This is a genomic window from Streptomyces sp. CB00455 (assembly GCF_001905445.1).
Classification (GTDB): Bacteria; Actinomycetota; Actinomycetes; order Streptomycetales; family Streptomycetaceae; genus Streptomyces.
The window spans coordinates 12,977-27,438 of the sequence record NZ_LIVQ01000015.1; the positions used below are offsets into that span (position 1 = coordinate 12,977).

The 14,462-nt window shown below is 68.9% G+C and carries 12 protein-coding genes and 2 pseudogenes; 8 read left to right on the forward strand and 6 right to left on the reverse strand.

Annotated features, from left to right (window positions below):
• Positions 1-17 precede the first annotated feature (17 nt).
• The 3 genes from AMK16_RS33165 to AMK16_RS33175 all read right to left on the reverse strand — a co-directional run bounded on the left by AMK16_RS33165 (position 18) and on the right by AMK16_RS33175 (position 2,441).
• The gene (locus tag AMK16_RS33165) at positions 18-233 is read right to left on the reverse strand and encodes a DUF6207 family protein (protein WP_073921058.1); all 216 of its coding nucleotides are present in this window, start codon (positions 231-233) and stop codon (positions 18-20) included.
• A gap of 232 nt (positions 234-465) precedes the next feature.
• Positions 466-1,767 carry a hypothetical protein gene (locus tag AMK16_RS33170; RefSeq protein WP_073921059.1) on the reverse strand — a complete coding sequence of 434 codons (1,302 nt, stop codon included), beginning with the start codon at positions 1,765-1,767 and terminating at the stop codon, positions 466-468.
• Positions 1,768-2,159: 392 nt separating this feature from the next.
• Complete coding sequence (locus tag AMK16_RS33175; RefSeq protein ID WP_073921060.1) at positions 2,160-2,441, reverse strand: chaplin; 282 nt, start codon at positions 2,439-2,441, stop codon at positions 2,160-2,162.
• 472 nt (positions 2,442-2,913) lie between these two features.
• Between AMK16_RS33175 and AMK16_RS33180 the strand changes: the two genes are divergently transcribed.
• The 6 genes from AMK16_RS33180 to AMK16_RS38245 all read left to right on the forward strand — a co-directional run bounded on the left by AMK16_RS33180 (position 2,914) and on the right by AMK16_RS38245 (position 7,190).
• Entirely contained in the window at positions 2,914-3,117 is a 204-nt protein-coding gene (locus tag AMK16_RS33180) for a cold-shock protein (RefSeq protein WP_073921061.1), read from the forward strand.
• 323 nt (positions 3,118-3,440) lie between these two features.
• On the forward strand, positions 3,441-3,908 hold the full coding sequence (locus AMK16_RS33185; RefSeq protein ID WP_073921062.1) for a cupin domain-containing protein: 468 nt from the start codon (positions 3,441-3,443) through the stop codon (positions 3,906-3,908).
• Positions 3,909-4,243: 335 nt separating this feature from the next.
• Complete coding sequence (locus tag AMK16_RS33190; RefSeq protein ID WP_073921063.1) at positions 4,244-5,218, forward strand: alpha/beta hydrolase; 975 nt, start codon at positions 4,244-4,246, stop codon at positions 5,216-5,218.
• A gap of 201 nt (positions 5,219-5,419) precedes the next feature.
• Positions 5,420-5,776: an ATP-dependent DNA ligase gene (locus AMK16_RS33195; RefSeq protein ID WP_242439045.1), complete on the forward strand. Its 357-nt coding sequence runs from the start codon at positions 5,420-5,422 to the stop codon at positions 5,774-5,776.
• A 67-nt stretch (positions 5,777-5,843) separates the two neighbouring features.
• Positions 5,844-6,380, forward strand: a complete 537-nt coding sequence (locus tag AMK16_RS33200; protein ID WP_073921065.1) for a hypothetical protein — start codon at positions 5,844-5,846, stop codon at positions 6,378-6,380.
• A gap of 81 nt (positions 6,381-6,461) precedes the next feature.
• Positions 6,462-7,190, forward strand: coding sequence for a glycine-rich domain-containing protein (locus tag AMK16_RS38245; protein ID WP_158071277.1), 729 nt, complete (start codon positions 6,462-6,464; stop codon positions 7,188-7,190).
• A gap of 264 nt (positions 7,191-7,454) precedes the next feature.
• On the opposite strand, the pseudogene AMK16_RS33210 reads toward AMK16_RS38245, so the two are convergent.
• Positions 7,455-7,936: pseudogene (locus tag AMK16_RS33210) on the reverse strand (helicase associated domain-containing protein); the annotation flags it as partial.
• Positions 7,937-8,051: 115 nt separating this feature from the next.
• Positions 8,052-9,314 carry a hypothetical protein gene (locus AMK16_RS33215; RefSeq protein WP_143196928.1) on the reverse strand — a complete coding sequence of 421 codons (1,263 nt, stop codon included), beginning with the start codon at positions 9,312-9,314 and terminating at the stop codon, positions 8,052-8,054.
• Positions 9,315-9,707: 393 nt separating this feature from the next.
• Here AMK16_RS33215 and AMK16_RS33220 point away from each other — a divergent pair, with 393 nt between their 5' ends.
• The gene (locus tag AMK16_RS33220; RefSeq protein WP_073921068.1) at positions 9,708-10,028 is read left to right on the forward strand and encodes a hypothetical protein; all 321 of its coding nucleotides are present in this window, start codon (positions 9,708-9,710) and stop codon (positions 10,026-10,028) included.
• 898 nt (positions 10,029-10,926) lie between these two features.
• Here the strand turns inward: AMK16_RS33220 and AMK16_RS34630 are convergent.
• Positions 10,927-12,312 (reverse strand): annotated as a pseudogene (locus tag AMK16_RS34630) (isopeptide-forming domain-containing fimbrial protein); the annotation flags it as partial.
• Between the two features lie 849 nt (positions 12,313-13,161).
• Between AMK16_RS34630 and AMK16_RS33235 the strand changes: the two are divergent.
• Positions 13,162-14,372, forward strand: a protein-coding gene (locus tag AMK16_RS33235; protein WP_107417317.1) for an IS3 family transposase whose coding sequence is annotated in 2 segments (ribosomal slippage) — positions 13,162-13,453 and positions 13,453-14,372 — 1,212 coding nt in all. Because the reading frame shifts where the segments join, the coding sequence is not laid out codon by codon here.
• Positions 14,373-14,462 lie beyond the last annotated feature (90 nt).

The following is a 14,462-nucleotide window of genomic DNA, read 5'->3' on the forward strand; positions in this document are numbered from 1 at the left end:
GCCCAGAGGGCCTATGGCTATGGGGCTTCCCGTCCAGGGCGCAGGACGTCGGCGTAGATCCGGGCCCGTACTCCGGGCTCGCCGGGGTCCCGGCGCATCGGGCCGATTCCCGAGGTTGCCCAGAGCCCCTCCAGCGCGGCCATGACGGACTGGACGGTGTCCTCGTCCCCGCCGGTGATGTCCAGGACCACCAGGCCGGGCTCCGCGATGTGCTGCTCGTCGATCGGCTTCATGACCGCTGCGACGTCGGTGAAAACTGGGGCGGTTCGCCAGCGGCCTCGGCTCCACCCGCACGAGGGATTGGAGCCTGGCTCCGCGCATCAGCATCCGGCAGGACGCTCGCGTGGTGTCGGGGTGCGGCCCCCGTCGCGGCCCTGGTGGCCAGGGCCGCACCCCGTACCCCGAACGTACTCCGAGGCGGCCAGGTATCCGCCCGGCGGGGGGAAGCACGGGCCGGTGCTACGCCTACAACAAGAAGTCGACCGCGCAGCGGATGCGCTTCGCGAGGTCGGAGGCCGTGTAGGGGGCGCTCGGCTGCAGCTCGGACAGGCTGTCGACCAGGTTGTACTGGATGCGGCGCTGGTGGGCGCCGATGCCCTGGAAGATCATCGGAACCATCTTGAGCATGTGGATGTCGGTGCTGCCAGGTGTGGTGAGCCAGCCGTTCGGGATTGGGAAGAAGCGGTCGAAGGCTTCGAGGGCTGTGGGGATCTCGTCGGCAGGGATGCCGGAGTACTCCGCCATCCACTCGAACTCCTCGCCCGTCCTGTCGTTGAGGTAGAACCCTCCCCATCCCCAGAGGAACTGCTGCCAGAAGGTCGCGTACCGCGCGAAGTTCGGCTGCTCTCGCAGCCATGCAATGCCGTCGTGGAACGTTCCCGGCAGGACGTGGTAGGTCAGCCCCTGGAAGAAGAAGGACTTCCCGTCCTGCGACATGCGGAACTCAGGCGGGCCGTCGGGATGCGCCAGTGCGTAGTCCACGGCGGCCTTGAGGATGGCGAGCCGGGTCCGGTGCTCCAGGTACATGCACGCCTGGAGCTCGGGGTGACTGCCGTGCCAGAGCATCGCCTGGTAGCTCGTGCTGTCACTCGCGGCCGTGTGCGGATCGAAGCCCTTCCCATCGATCTCGCGCGCGTAGCCCAGAGTCAGTTTGGGGTGCTCCCCGTACGCCTCGTAGAGCAGCGCCAGCGACTCCTCCGGGGCCCTGGCGAAGAAGGTGCCGTTGTTGATCTGACGGTGGTACGTCTTCGCGGCCTTGGCGCCTTCGTGCCCGGCGCGCTCCTGCTGGTGGATGAGCTTGACGAACTTGCGCTCGACTCCGTACGAGTGCCGCCACAGACTGATGAGCCGCGGCTCCGGAAAGGAGCCGAACCCCTTCTCCGTGAACAGCTGCCGAGCGGTTGCGAAGTCGTCGAAGCACACCACGTCCAGGCCCAGGGGCTTCATCTTCCGCAGAGCGGACTCCCGGTCATCCCACTGGGTCATGAAGAAGGCCCCGTGCTCAAGACCCAGGTACTGCATCCACCCCACGACCTTGAACAGGTCGGTGAAGCCCCACTTCCCGCTCTTGACCTCGATCAGCCGCCGCACGGCCTGCTCAGGCCCGTAGTCGGTCGAGAAGATGTCGAGTTCGAGGATGTCGGCCGGATCCCTTTCGATGATCTGCTTCTCCACGAAGTGACCGGACGCCTGGAACAGCGCGGCGATGTAGTCCTCGAGCTCCTCGCCCTTCGGGCTCTCCGGCAGAGTCACGACCTTGTTGCCCATAAGCAACCCCCTTTGTGCCGGGTGACCCTATCGGCGCAACGCAGTCACCAGCCACGCCTTTCCGAAGATCCCGACGACAGCGGCAGGCCCGGGAGAGTTGCACCGGAAGGGGGCTGGACAGTTGCCTGCAGGGGTGCACTAGGCGGGGGACCGCAGGTGTGACCGGAGGTGGGACCCCCCGAATCCGGTGATCTTCCATCTGTGCAGGTCAGAGGCCGTGGGCAAGCCCCCTTCGGAAAACGACACCTCTTACCTCGCGATAGCCGAGGCGAGAGGTCTATCCGTATCCCGGGGGCCGGCGGCCGCGGGCACCGGGCTGTGCGCTGCGGCTGGTTCAGACGGCGCTGGACCCGGCGGCGCGGTGTGTGTGCCGGGGCCAGGGCCTGGTGCTGTCAGTAGTCGCCGTGCTGCTGGCCCTTGTGGTGGTTGCCCTCGCCGCCGTTGCTGATGCAGGTGTTGCCGAAGGCGGGGTTGAGGAGGCCGACGATGTTGACGGTGTTGCCGCAGATGTTGATCGGGATATGGATGGGGACCTGGACGACGTTGCCGGACAGGACGCCGGGGGAGCCGATGGCGGCGCCTTCGGCGGTGGCGTCGGCGGCGGCCATGCCGGCCCCGCCTGCCAGGACGGCACCGGCGGCGGTAACGGCTACGGCCTTGGCGATACGTGACATCAAAATCTTCGTGAACACAATTGCCGGGGAATACGGCACGGACGACGCTCCCCACAACGCTTTGAGCCGCCCGCCCGTCACGGGCCCTGGGCCGAACCAGTGACCCGACACCCGTGTGCCTGACGAACCTGCCGCTTCATGTCCCCGCTCCACCTTCGTCTGCGAGATCAAGAGGGGCGCACAACCGACTGCACCCCACGGCCTCCGCGCCCCTTCCACCCCGCCCCGGGAGCACCTCGAAGACGGACGCGCGAGGCATATCGCCAGTACTGCGATGAATGCAGGACCGTGCCGCCGTAACTCCGCCACCCCGACGTCGGGGCCGCAAGCGGGGGCGCTGCCTGCGGTGAACGCGTTCGGCCGTACGGCGCGCCGTCGTCACTGATCCGTTTCGGTGGTCCAGCCTGCGGTAGAGGTAGGAGTGCCGCACGGGGTGGCACCGGGCGGCACGGACTGATGTGGAGTGACGCGCATGGCGAGGGGCACGGTGAAGTGGTTCAACGCGGAGAAGGGGTTCGGGTTCATCGCCCAGGACGATGGCGGTCCGGATGTCTTCGCCCACTACTCCGCCATTGTCGGCGCCGGCTACCGGGAGCTGCGTGAGGGGGAGCCGGTCACTTTCGACGTCGCCCGGTCGGACAAGGGGCTGCAGGCGGAGAACATCATCCGCCACTGAACAGTGTTGGCCGTCCTGCCTCGAGCGCAATGCCAGCACCGGGGAGGAGAGACGGGTCGTGCGGGGACGAGCGGTGAGGTCTCCCGGCCGAGTGACTACCCGGCCGAGTGATCGCCGTAGGCATGCTGCTCGCCGCCGCCTCGCGGAACACCCGGGCCGTAGACAGAGAGGGCAGCCCGCGTCGAGTCAGACAGCACGGGATCCGCCGGGGCTGCCCGTTCTCGCGGGCCCGCGAGACGTACCCGCCCGGGGAGTGCTGCCCGGCAAGCCGGCGTTCGAGGCTAAGTTCGACGGCTACCTAACTTCTGTCGAGAGGACGACCGATGAGCATGCCCTATCTCGCCCAAGCCGATCAGCAGGAGACTCTTGAATGGCTTCACGGCGGCACTTTCTCGGTTTTGCTCGACGGCCAGGCAACCGACGGTCAGCTCACTGTGGGCCGCTTCCGTGTCACGAAGGGGGAGGCCCCGCCGTTCCACCTGCACACCCGGGAGGATGAGGTTTTCCTGCTCATTCAGGGCTCCGCGCTGCTGTGGGTGGGCGATGAGCAGATGGAGCTCTCTGACGGAGGCATCGTCTACCTGCCCCGGAATGTTCCCCACGGCTACCGCATCACGTCCGACACCGCGGACCTCCTCATGATCACTACGCCGTCGGGAATCGAGGGCATGTTCCGTCACGCGGGACGTGACGTCACCACTGACCGGCCCAACGGCTTTGAGATCTCGAACGACGTGCTCGCCGAAGCCGCCGACCTCTACGGCCAGGTGATCGTCGGACCGCCACGCTGAGGCGTACCTGCGCTGCTGCCAGGCGGCACCGCGCCACCGCGAGGGGTCTGGTCAAACGAGCCGCCGGCTCCCCTGCGGCAATCTGCGATTCAGCAGCACCCGCCTGTGGAGATCACAATGCGGCACACAGGGACCGCTCCGCCACCTGGGCCACAACCATCCGTAGGCTGGTCTGAAGAACTCTTGCGTGGCGGGGTCCTGCGCCCCACTTCGACGCGGGGACGTCGCCGACACCAAAGCGGGCCTTTGCCTGTCTGCAGCACTGAGACCAGCGACCGGCCTGCCCTGGCGGGGTGCGGACGGTTGCCGCCACCCCCGGGGGAGAGGAGCACGCGATGAACGCTTCAGCAGCCACCGTACCCGGCGCGTACACGACCAAGCGCGTGGAGTTCGACAGCCAGGGCGACACGCTCGTGGGCCGTCTCTACCGCCCGGCCACATTGCCCCCTGGCAAGGGGCAGCCGCCGGTGGCGGTGGTGATCGGCCCCGTCGGCTATGTCAAGGAGCAGTCGCCCAAGCAGTACGCGACCCGCCTGGCCGCCCGCGGCATCGCGGCCCTCGTCTTCGACCCCCGCTACTTCGGCGAGAGCGGCGGAGCGCCCCGGCAGTTCGAGCACCCCGCGGCCAAGGCCGAAGACCTCCTCGCGGCCGTCGACTACGTTTGCGCGCACCCGGACCTCGACACCAGCCGACTCTCCGTTCTCGGCATCTGCCAGGGCGCCAACTGGGCCATCGACGCCACCGTCGCCGACCCGCGCATCAAGCGCTTGTCCCTGGTCTCCGGGCATTACCTCTACCCGGCGGCGATCGACGGCTTCTTCTCCGTCCTGTGGGCCGGCCGCACCAGCGCCGACGAGCGCATCACTGGCGGACGGAAGGCGCGGGAGGCATACGAGAACACCGGCGCGGTGGAGTACATCCCCATCGTCGGAACCGATCAGGACGCAGACCGGCTGCTGCCCGCCGTGCCGACCTACCAGTTCTACATCCGCTGGGCAGAGCGCAGTCCGGCCTGGGCATTCCACGGTCTGTGGGAGAACCGCGTCACCAAGATGAGCGAGGAAGCCCTGTGGAGCCACCAGGCGGACCAGGCCGTCAACCAGCTCCGCACACCGACACTGGCCGTAGTCGGCGACAAGTCCGCCACCCCGCCCGCCCACCTGCAAGCCCTCCTCGACGGCATGCCCGGCCCCCACGAAATCCGCCACCTGGGCCAAATTCACGCCCACATCCAGTTCTACGACGACCCCGAACTCATCGACCGCGCCGTCACCGAAATCACCGCGTGGCACCTAATGGATCAAGACTGACAACAGGCCAGACGGGTGGACCCGCCCGGCCGCCCGCCCGTCCCTCGGATGGATGACGCCCCCGGGCGCGCACGGGCGGGTTCTGTCCGGTCCGGCGGACCCTGGAAGGGGTACCCGAGAGGGGCAGGGTGATGCTGAGACCGCCGGTTGAGCCGATTCTGGCGCAGGCTGTGGAGTCGGTGCCGGGCCCTGGTGTGGCGGGTGTTGTTGCAGAGCCGGCGCGGTTCGCTGGTCCAGGACCGGTTCCCCGACCTCGTCGCGGCCGCTGCGGAGCAGCTGCCTGACGGCCTAATCGTCGATGGCGAACTGGTGGTGTGGGATGCCGGGGCGGGTCCGTTGTCGTTCGTGGCGTTGCAGCGCCGGGCCGCCGCCCGTAGCCGGGCCGCGCCGACGCTCGCCGCGACGCTGCCGGCGTTCTTCATCGCCTTCGACATCCTGCAGCAAGACGGGACCGAGCGGCTGAACCTGGCTCTTGATCTCGCGTCAGCCATCACCGTGGGGGCGTACGCCCCTGTCTCGGTTGTGCGCTGCGTGAGCCGTCCTCACCCGAGTGAGTGATATGCCGCCCACATGCGCGTTCGTACCTTGAAAGCGGCATATCCCGTTGCCTGCTCAGGGAGGAACCATGCCAAAGTTCCGTACCGGTCTGATCGCCGCCGCGGCCGCGTTAGTCGTGGGCACCAGCGCCATCCTGGCGGCGCCGAGCGCGGTGAGCGCAGCACCTTCTGCGCCCGCTGCTCCCAGGGGCATCGAGAAGCTCCACACCCAGGTCGACCTCCCGGCCGGGGCCTGGAGGGACACGATTCAGGTCCGCCTGCCGCGCGCCGGCACCTACGAACTCGACGCCGACGTCCGCGGTCGCCTGTCCGGCACACCCCCGGTGAACACCTACATCACCGCCCGCCTGTGGAACGCCACCACCGGCACCGAAGTCCCCGAAAGCGCCCGGCTGATCTACCAGATCATCGACGGCAACCCCGGCAACGCCTACGCCGGCGGCAACCAGACCGCACCGATCAGCGAACTCGTCCAGGTCACCGGCCCGACCACCATCAGCCTGCAGGCCCAGCGCTTCGACGCCCGCGGCACCGCCGGCGTTTCCCAGATCTACTCCGACACCCGCGGCTACACCTCCCTGCGCTTCAACCGCATCGCCCCCTGAGGAAACGGCGTAAAGGGTTCCGGCGGCCATCGCCCACATCAACAAGATCGCTCTGTCGAACACATCCCTTCAGGAGGGCTCATGCACGCAGTTACTGTCCCTGGCAGCCGGCGCACCAGCCGAACGTGGGCCATGGCCGCCGCGGCGACGGCAGTAGGCCTCGTGGTGCCGCTCGTCGCGGCCGCGCCTGCTCACGCCGCTGCCTCGACCTACAACGCCTCCGGCACCTACACCTTCACCGTGCCGGGCGGCGTCACCAAAATCACCGCCTCGGTAACCGGGGCCGGTGGCGGAGGCGGAGGCAGCAGGTACGGTGCCTTTCCCTTTGCCGGCCAGGGCGGAGGCGGTGCAGGCGGCGGCGCCACGGTCAGCTGCACCCTGACCGTCACCCCCAATTCCAGCCTGACCATCACCGTCGGGACAGCCGGCACCCCAGGTCCACTCCACTACGGGGGCGGGGCCGGAGGTACCTCCTCCGTCACCATCGGCGGTACCCAGCGGGCCAACGCTGGCGGCGGCGCGGGAGGAGCAGGGCCTGCCGGGGTGTACGGGGGGGTTGGGGGTGCTGGCGGTGCCGCCGTCCTATGCAACGGCACCGCAGCCACCCTCCGCGCCGGCAACCCCGGCACGAAGGGCGGGAACGGCGGCGTCGAGAGCAACAGCGGAGGCATCGGCGGAACGGCAGGAGGGCCGGTACCGGCATCCTGCACCGCCAACACCGGCCGAGGCGGGGACGGCGCCGCCGGCGGCGTCTTCACCGGGTACGCCGGCAATCCCGGCAACCCGGGCTGTGTGGTCCTGACCTACTGACAACACCACCTCACCAGAGACGGCCGCCGCCGGCCGCCGCAGGCGGGCAAGGCGCCGGCCCACGCCGATCACGATGCAGCGGTCGCGGTGGCGTGTACGGACACCCCGGCCGCCGGGCTGCCGGCAGCGCGCAAAAACGCCGATGCCGAGCGCGGTGCTCCCCTGGTGCACGGAGACGCTCGTGGCCACGCCGGCCCTGGCGATCCTTGCCCAGGGCTCAGCGTCGGCTGTGCGGATCGGCTTGGAGGCCGACCCATCCCCGCATTACGCCCAGTCCATGCCGAGCTCAGCGAGGGCGGCGAGCTGGTCGGCGCTGAGCTTGTCGCGCCGGCTCGTGGTGTTGGAAACCCATACGCCCAGCTTCACAACGACCGGCTCCGTCTCGCCGTCGACCGCGATCTCCTCAGAGTGGCCGCGCGGTACAGGCTGGTGCCCTTCCCGCTCCACCCACTGCGCGAGTGCCGCAAGTCCGCGCTGGAACGCCTACTGCGTCTTGCTCGGACCCTTCGCCGCGTGACCGGCGGCGGGGGCGGGGGAGGGGGCCTGGTCGGGCTGGACGCCCAGCGCGGTCAGCCGTTCCTGCTGCTCGGGGAGGAGCCGCGTCCAGGTGGTCGGCTGTTTCTGTTGCTGTAGCCACTGTCCGATGTCGTCGCCGTCCATGAGGACGCCGGGGCGATGTCGGGCAGGTGGCCGCCGGCGTCGACCAGGTCCGCGAGGACACGGTAGTGGCGCTGCCAGTTGAGCGGCAGCGCCCGCCGCGCATGGCTGGAGCCGATGCGCGACGGGTGGGAAGCGGGCTCTGGCACCCGTCTGCCACAGGCCGAAGACTGCCTGACTTCAGGGGGAGGTGTCGGGCTGTCGTCAGAAGGCGGCGTTCTCGTAGGCCCAGTTGTGCCACTCCCACCAGGCCGTGTGCGTCTTGGAGCGGTTGATCGTGTGGTTCCTGGCGCGCGTGCCGTTCTGCTTGTCGACGGTGATCATGTAGCCGTACACCTCGGGCTTGGCCCGCCCCTCATACGTGAAGGGCAGGTCGAGGAAGTAGCCGTGCCAGCGGTTCCGTTTGACGAGCAGGGTGTGCAGGGCCCGTGCGGTGTTGTAGTTCCACCGGGGCTCGTTGTCGAGCGCGGACAGGGCGTAGATGCCCTCATTCACGTCGCCCCAGAACACGACGTGCGTGTGGTTGGGGAAGCGGGACCGGTTGCCGTGCATGTAGCGCTCGAGGTCGGCCAGCCCCATGTCCTCGCGCAGGTACTGGATCTGCTGCTCGACGCTCCTCCTCGACTCGTAGCCGACGTAGAAGTCCCACCGCCGGTTGTGCCGTCCGAGCTTGCAGAACGTTTCGGCCTGGCTGGGCATGTGCTTGTAGAGGAACGCGAAGCGGCCGGTCTGAGCCTTCATCTGGCTCAGCCACGTGGCACCGCCGTTGTGGATGCCCTTGAAGTAGGCGCCCATGCCGCCGCCGGGGACCATCAGGGTGTGCGTCGTGAGCCAGTTCCCGGTAAGGGCGTTGATGCCCTTGGCGATGTACAGGGCACGGTTGCGGACCTCGGCGCAGTTGTTGAGGTTGGTCTCCACCGGCATCACGCCCTGCAGTGCACCGGCGATACCCTCGCGCCTGGCGCGCTGGATGAGCGCGCTGATCTCCGTGATGAACTCATCCGCGCCGGGGTGCTTGTTGTAGGCACCCCAGGAGCGGTCGCTTCGCTGCAGCCACTGGCGCTTCCACAGGTAGACCTTCATGCCGCGGCGGTTGAGCTCGCGCAGCAGCTTGATGACCTCGTCGTCGCGCTGCTTGAGGGTGGTGCCCTGCGGGAGGTCGCCCAGGTTGGCGACGCGCAGGACGACCGTGCGGAAGTTGTTGTTGTTCAGCGACCCGGCGGCCGTGCCGTAGGACAGGCCGGCTGTGTCGAAGCGGGTCGTGAGCGTCGTGCTCGTGTCGCCAGGTTGCGGCGTACGGTGCGCTCCGCGCCATTTGATCCCGCGGATGCTGTCAGGGTTCTGCGAGACGGGGACGGCCGCGGCGGCGAGGGCCACGGCGGGCTCGGCGCCCAGCGTCCCGCCCGCCACCGCCGCACCGGCGACGGAGATGCCGATTCCCAAAAACCGGCGCCTTGTTGTTGCCATGAGGGCCTCCTCGCGACCGCTCGGTTGGTGGATTCGGTGTACCGGCGCCCGCACGACCCCGCGGCGGCTTCACAACCTGGGTCACCCGTTTGGCGGGGCGAGTTCACCGCAGGAACGATTGCCCGCCCGTCCTCGTGGCCAGGTCTCCCGGCCACGAGAACGCCACCGAGCCGCACAGCCCCGGCCGTAGCTGCGGCGCATGGCGGTGTAGGCGACTTACCGCCCGGCGACAGGGCGGGGCGCTTAGATGCAAACGGGGACGCAGGCTGCGCCCCCGGCAATGCTTCAAGGCGCTGTCCCTCACACGGGGGACAACTCCTCACCAGGCGGCGGTGATGCCTCTACCGTCCTGGCAGGCGTCACAAGACGCCGGTGACCAGCAAGGGGAAACACATGCGCAAGATCCTCATGTCGCTCGGCGCGCTATCCGCGGCCGGCATGCTCACCGTGGGGCTGACCACGTCCGCGCAGGCGGCCACGGGCACGCTGTACATGACGCAGTCCGGGCAGACCACGACGTACACCAACCCGAAGCAGGGCCTGTGCGTCACCAGCGACCCGGCGAAGGGTGACGTCACCTTCATCAACCGGACCAACGGGGTGGCGTGGACCTACTCCAGGCCCGGGTGCGACCGCGCGTACCAGGTCGACTACCTGCGTGTCGGCCAGCGGCTCACCCTGCCCGCGGGGTGGTCGATCCTCATGCTCCAGTGACCTGAACCGTCCGTGTGCTCGTCGGCGGTCGGGTTGACCGCCGGCGAGCGCACGCATGTCGCGGGGCGTTGTGCAGGCCGTCTGTCAGGCGCCGGAGAGGTCCGGCAGCGGTCGCGCAGGGAAGGCACCGAGGCCCCGGAGCGGCGAATGCCGCTCCGCGGCCGGTGCAAGGGTGTCAGTCTGCGATCTTCACGTACGTCAGGTAGGAGCGGTCACCCTGGAAGGCGGAGGCTTCGAGTGTGGCGTCGTCCAGGCCGTTGCCGGGTCCGCCGCCGTGGAGGACGGCCTGAACGCGGACCGTCTTGGATCCCTGGGCCTCGGACACGGTGACCAGCCCGGTCAGGGGTGTGGGGCCGTGCGTGCAGTGCTGGAAGCGGGTGTCGCTCGCCGCGCGGAACTGATGCTGCGCCGACTGGCGGGGGCCGAGTTCGACGGCGCCGGACTGCGTGTGGACCAGGCGGACTTCGGTCCACAGGTTCGTGCCGCCGCCGTGGTCGATGGTCGCGCAGATGTTCGTGTCGATGTCGCCGGTCACCAGGTAGACGCCGGGGTGGGGGAGCGTGACCTGCAGGGTGGTGTTGGCCCAGGTGTCGTTGGCGCGGGTGGGCCGCAGGTCGACGTCCGGGACCGGGGTGGCGGCCTCTCCGCGCAGGGGTGTCAGGTAGGCGCGGACCGTGTAGTCCTGCGGGCAGTCGCCCGCCTCGGGGGACGCCACGACGACGTCGACCGACTGCCGGTTGTCGGCGATGCGGGCCGGCGCCGGTCCGGATGTTCCCGTGACGCGGGTGCGCGGCACGAGCAGGCCGGACGGGGTGCACTTCAGCGCGTTGCAGGGGATGGGGTCGATGTCCACGCCTCCGCACGGGTCGCAGCACGGTGAACCGGGGGAGGGCGGACGGGAGCAGGGTTCGCAGCACGGGGAGGCGTTCTCGACGCAGAGGGTGACGGTGTCGGTGTTGTTGCCGGGGCGGGGGTCGGTCTCGTTGGCGTCCGCGGTGGCGGTGTTGGTGAGGGGTCCGGCCTGGGTGGCCTTGGCGCGCAGGGTAAGGGTGGCGGTGGCGCCTTCGGCCAGGTCGCCGATGCTCCACCGGCCGGTTGCCGGGTCGTAGGTGCCGGTGGTGGCGGTGGCGGAGACGAAGGTGAGGTTGTCGGGCAGCTGGTCGGTGACGGTGGCGCCGGTGGCCGCGTTGGGGCCGGTGTTGCGGACGGTGATGCGGTAGGTGACGGTCTGGCCGACGGTGACGGTGGTGGCGTCCGCGGACTTGACGACCCTCAGGTCGGCCGCCGCGCGGACCTCGGTGACTGCCTCGTTCGAGGTGGCCGTGAGCGGCTCGGGGGTCGGGCCGAGGCGGTTTTCGTACGTGGCCGTCGCCGTGTTGGCGACGCGTCCGCCGGCGCTCGCCTCGTCGATCCTGACCCTGTACTCCACCGTGGTGCCCGCGGGGGAGGTACCGGTGTTGGGCAGGCTGCCCCCTTGCCCGCTGGTGGCCCCGTTGCCGAGGTGGAAGACCACCCGGTTGTTCTGGGCGTCGAAGTGCGCCTGGTCGTCACCGGCCTGGTCGGTCCTGACGCCGGTGTTGGGGCCGCCGATGATGCGCAGCGAGCCGGGCACGTAGGTCGTGCCGGTCGGAACGGCATCGGTCAGGACGAGGTTCTCGGCATCGCCACCGCCCTCGTTCCTGGCGGTGATGCGGTACGTGATGACGTCCCCCACCTCCAGCGGCCCCTCGGGGATCGCGGATTTGGTGAGTACCACCAGCGGCGCGGTGCCGAAGAACACCCCGTCCAGGAAGTTCCCCACACCCTGGTTGCCACCCGCTGAGGCGATGGACCGGAAGGCGAACCTGGTCGTGGTCTGGCCGGCCGGCACCGTGTAGGTGCCGGTGTAGTAGCCCCAGGCGCTGTTGCCGTCGGTGAATCGCCGCTGCTCGACCGCCGTCCCTGGCGCACCGATGTCCAGCGCCATCGTGTCCTGACCGAGCCGGCCGCGGTGGTACAGCCGCCAGTACAGCGTTGTGCCGGGCGTGGTCGGCAGGTCTTGGAAGAGAGTCGAGACGCGATTGGCGTTGAGTTCGGCGAACTGGGCTCCCTCGGCCGCAGGGACGCCGTTGAAGCCGGAGCGCCACAGTTCGATCATGTGGTCGGGCGCGGTGGTGAGCCAGCCCGGCACGCGGCGAGGTGCTTGTGTCTGGGAGGCATCAGGGAGGATCTCGAAGTTGTTGACGGTGGGTTCCTCGAAGCTGCCGTTGACGAGCGCTACACGGAGTGGGGCGGGAGTGGTCATCGTCTTCCCCTTACATACCGCTGGGGCGCCCACCGACCAGTCCCGGATTCCAGGGAGGGCGGCGGGAGGCTGTAGCACGGAAGGACAACACACATCGGCAGTTGACTGACAGTGACCGGCCAAGGGTCCCGGCCATCCCTATGAGGCAGGTTTGGCAGGCAAGTGCACCGGACACGTGACGGCCTGCCGCACCCAAGACCCGCCGGTTCACACCACGTGTGGCACACAGGTTCCAGCGTGATCAACAGCCACCCCGTAAACGGCCGAAATAAGCCGTCAAATCGACAGGACGCTCCACTCGATCGCGTGAAGCAAAGGTGCGTGACGTTGACGCGCTGAACAGTTCCGGGCCACCGCAGAAGGCCGCTCCACTGGCCAGGCCAGGCCAGGGCGGCTGCAGAGCGGTGAGCGGGGAACGCCGGCCCTTCACCACCGTGCGCAGCCGCTCCCGGTCAACCTCTGTCCGCAAGGTGGGCAGCGCATCGGCGTCAGCGCTCCGGCAGAGCGCTGACACCCCGGTTCGGCCACGGTCACACCTGCGCCGTGATACGACGCTCCACTGCCACTGTCATGGGCCACTCGGAGCGCTTTTGGCCCGGTCGGCGGGAACAATTGCCAGTCCACGCCGGGCGCGGTCAGGACCGCGAGGCGGGACGTCTACCGACCACGACAAGTCCCGGCCTTGCGGTGACGAGGTGGACGCGCCCTGACGCCAGCGACATGGGCACAGCGGTCGCAAACTCCGCCGCGGCCGCCGCATCAAGGGGGGAAAGGTGCGTAGGGCCTTGACCCCGGGTTTTGGACACCGGAGACACTTGGATCTTGATGGTCCAGGAGAACGGAGTCCCCGTGGGGATGAAGCATTACCCCGCCGAGTTCAAGGCGGACGCGGTCGCGTTGTACCGGTCGAGGCCGGGAGCGACGATCAAGTCCGTCGCCGGTGATCTCGGGGTGAACACCGAAACGCTGCGGAACTGGATCCGGGCCGCCGACGGCCGCCGAGCTGGCGCCCACTCCGAGCCGTCGGCCGCCTCGCGGGCCGGCGACGACGCCGTTCAGGCAGAGCTGGCCGCCGCCCGCAAGAGGATCCGTGAGCTCGAGGAAGAACGCGACATTCTCCGCAAGGCGGCCCGGTATTTCGCAACGGAGACGCGCTGGTGAACCGCTACCAGTTCGTTGACGATCACCAGCGCCGACACGGCGTGAAGCGGCTCTGCGACATCCTCGGCCTGCACCGCTCAAGCTTCTACTACTGGCGCCGCACCGCATCCGCGAGAGCGGCCCGGCAGAGTGCCGAGGCCAAGATCGCTGCCCGGATTCGCAAGATCCACCAGGACTCCGACGGCACCTACGGAGCCCCCAGGATCACCGCCGAACTCCGCGACGAGGGCGGTCCGGTGGTCAACCACAAGCGCGTCGCCAGGATCATGCGGACCATCGGGCTCGAGGGAGTCCGCCTGCGCCGCCGGCACCGCACCACGCTCGCGGACCAAGCCGCAGCGAAGGCGCCGGACCTGCTCGGCCGTGACTTCACCGCGGCCGAGGCCAACCGAAAGTACGCCGGCGACATCACATACCTGCCGGTCAGCGGCACGAAGCCGCTCTACCTCGCGACCGTCATCGACCTCGCCTCACGCCGACTGGCCGGGTGGGCGATCGCCGACCACATGCGGACAGAACTCGTCATCAAGGCCCTCACGGCCGCCGAGCGAACCCGCGGAAACCTGGCCGGAGCGATCATGCACACGGACCACGGATCCCAATACACGAGCAGGGCTTTCGCGGAAATCTGCAGGTCAGCAGGGGTCCGGCAGAGCATGGGCGCGATCGGATCCAGCGCCGACAACGCAGCCGCGGAAAGCTTCAACGCCGCCTTCAAAAGAGAGACGCTCAAAGGCCGGAAGGCCTGGTCGAGCGAGCGCGAGGCCAGGCTCGACGCCTTCCGCTGGCTGACCCGATACAACACCCGCCGCCGGCACTCCCGCCTCGGCCAGCGGTCCCCGATCGCCTACGAGAACGACCTCCAACCAGCAGCAACTACCCTGACCCAAGCCGCATAGACGTGTTCAAAATCCGGGGTCAAGGCCCCCCGAAGAGCCGCCCTTCGACCTGGACGAGATGCCCCCGCCGCCCTGGGACGACTGGCAGTA